The organism is Vibrio sp. OY15, from assembly GCF_000742455.1.
Lineage (GTDB): Bacteria > Pseudomonadota > Gammaproteobacteria > Enterobacterales > Vibrionaceae > Vibrio > Vibrio alginolyticus.
In genome coordinates this window covers 1-2,280 of record NZ_JPIL01000034.1, presented here as the reverse complement: position 1 = coordinate 2,280, position 2,280 = coordinate 1, and the positions used below count along the sequence as shown (strand labels likewise).

2 protein-coding genes are annotated in these 2,280 nt (G+C 40.4%); both read right to left on the bottom strand.

Going from position 1 to position 2,280, the window contains the following annotated elements:
• Window positions 1-185: 185 nt before the first annotated feature.
• Window positions 186-656: a GNAT family N-acetyltransferase gene (locus IJ23_RS23305; RefSeq protein ID WP_033907467.1), complete on the bottom strand. Its 471-nt coding sequence runs from the start codon at window positions 654-656 to the stop codon at window positions 186-188.
• 1,284 nt (window positions 657-1,940) lie between these two features.
• A complete protein-coding gene (locus IJ23_RS23295; protein ID WP_017448465.1) occupies window positions 1,941-2,225 on the bottom strand; it encodes a MazG nucleotide pyrophosphohydrolase domain-containing protein in 285 nt (94 codons plus the stop codon).
• Between the last annotated feature and the right edge of the window lie 55 nt (window positions 2,226-2,280).

The following is a 2,280-nucleotide window of genomic DNA, read 5'->3' as shown; positions in this document are numbered from 1 at the left end:
AAGACAATTTCAACTATAAGCTTTTACCACTAGATCTTGCGATATAGGCACTTTTTTCCTCTTGCAAACTAACGCCTTGTTAAGGTGTGAGGCACGCAATACCAAAGCCCCCGCATGCCACCTAACCACTAAAACCAACGCATAGTAAAAATGCCACGCGTGCCGAATCACTCTTGAACAATTTGTTATGCGATTTTTACGCGCATTATGTGCTGAGGGCCCGCTAAACCACCCAAATACTGCTCAGGAGTGTTTTCAAAGCCACCATTTTCGTAACACGCTTTAGCACTTGGATTTTTACAATTAACTGTCAGGTAAACCCAGTTGAACTCTGAGTAGTATGCTTTTATGTAGGATAAGAGTACTTTAACTGATTTTGTACCCAAACCTTTACCTTGACTATCAATGTCGATTGCAAAAGATCTTAGGCCTAATCCATCGGGTGGACAAAACTCATAATTAGAAGAATAGGCGATATCTAGTTTGAAGAAACCAATTACTATATCGTCATTTTTTATAATATGCAGATGGGTTGTCTTGTTACCACTTGATAGAAATTCATCAGCCGTACCAGCAAACTTAACTTGCTCATCGGCTAAACGTACAAGCTTAACTGCCTCAAAATTTGATTCGTTTACCTTCTCTATTTCTAACATCTTGCTTCCATACTATTGAATCGCATAACGCCCTGCTAAGGGGTGAGCAACGCAATACCGAAGCCGCCGCATACCACCTTAAACACTTAATTCAACGCATAGTAAAAATGCCACGCGTTGCGAATCCCTCTTGAGCAGTTTGTTAGTTTGCAAACCCAACGCGTTGATTTTACGTTATTTTAAACTTTGCAAACAATAAGCTTTAAGTGTTTCGATGCACTTAAGCCAGGCGTAGTCTCAAAGCGGCTACTCAATGAAACCACGTGGAACAAACAACGCCGCAGAAAACGAACTTACAACACCAAAAAGCTCTTTTGGAAAACCAATCTCACAATGAGAACTTTCAACAAAGTCACTGAAACCACTTGAATTTTCCATACCAGAGAAAACGTCATTTCAGCGATTAAATCGGCTTTTGCACCAACAAACTCAACGAGCAGAGTTTCAGCAAAAAACTTCGACTCAGTTAACCCCAAAGTCACCGCTCCAAAGAACAAATCAACGGTTGAAACGATGCCAATTTTGGATTTTCACCACGCTAGTAACACTAAAATTGAAAGCCTGTACGACAACTTAAACTTTGAGCTTTTACCACTAGATCTTGCGATATAGCTGAGTTTTTCCTCTTGCAAACTAACGCCGCATTAAGGGGCAGCAACGCGCTACCACCAAACTTCAATTTACCACCGTAAACACAAATACCAGACTTAAGCCAAACTCGCCACGCGTTGACTGTCCCTCTTGAATGCCTTGTTAGCTTATTTCATGCAAACCATTGTATACCAAAAGCCATGCCCTACTTTGCTTTACATGCTGAACTTGAGACTTAACACCAAAGCCGACAACTTCAGGCTGTGTACTTTGAATTACCTTGCGCCAAGCTAAAACCGCCGAACGTGGAGACTCACGAAACTTCACACAATGAAGCTGACATTTGAATTGCTGTTTTCACATACAATACGTTGCAAATGGCACTATCCAAGGCGTGATTGAAATGAGCACCAACTTTTTAAGTTTAGATACTAGAAGCCAAGAACCAAGACAAGCATATTCACTGAGATATCTAGAACAAGAAAAAGTGTAGTCAAAGCACTAACTTTCGATGATGTTCCCAGCCTCACACTAGCTATAAGATCCTGATTTTACTGTTGTACGCTAACGCCTTGTTAAGGGGTGAAGCACGCAACACCAACGCTACCGCATACCACCTTAATCACTAAAACCAACGCATAGTAAAAATGCCACGCGTGCTGAATCCCTCTTGAACAATTTGTTATACGCGTTCTATCGGTTGTACTTAACCTTGTTCAATACTTCTTTTAGTTCATGCGTTTTCTCAAGGTTTACACCGTGAATATTGGCTAAAGCACAAACATAATACAAGACGTCATATAACTCTTCTGCGATTGAACCTTTAAGTTCATCTAGCGTTGGTTGCCCACTTTTACCTTTGCGAATAGATTCCGATAATTCGCCAACTTCTTCTATTAGTTTCAAAAAATAGTGTTCAGATTGCTCTGGCGCATAATCGAATTCTTTTATATGACTTTGTAACTCAGATAACTTCATAACGTCCTTTTTGTCTCATTTTCCATAAAGCGTATAACGCCTTGTTAAGGTGTGA

Excerpts from the sequence above, each read along its gene's own strand:
- IJ23_RS23305 (WP_033907467.1), bottom strand. The coding sequence starts at position 656 with ATGTTAGAAATAGAGAAGGTAAACGAATCAAATTTTGAGGCAGTTAAG.
- IJ23_RS23295 (WP_017448465.1), bottom strand. The coding sequence starts at position 2,225 with ATGAAGTTATCTGAGTTACAAAGTCATATAAAAGAATTCGATTATGCG.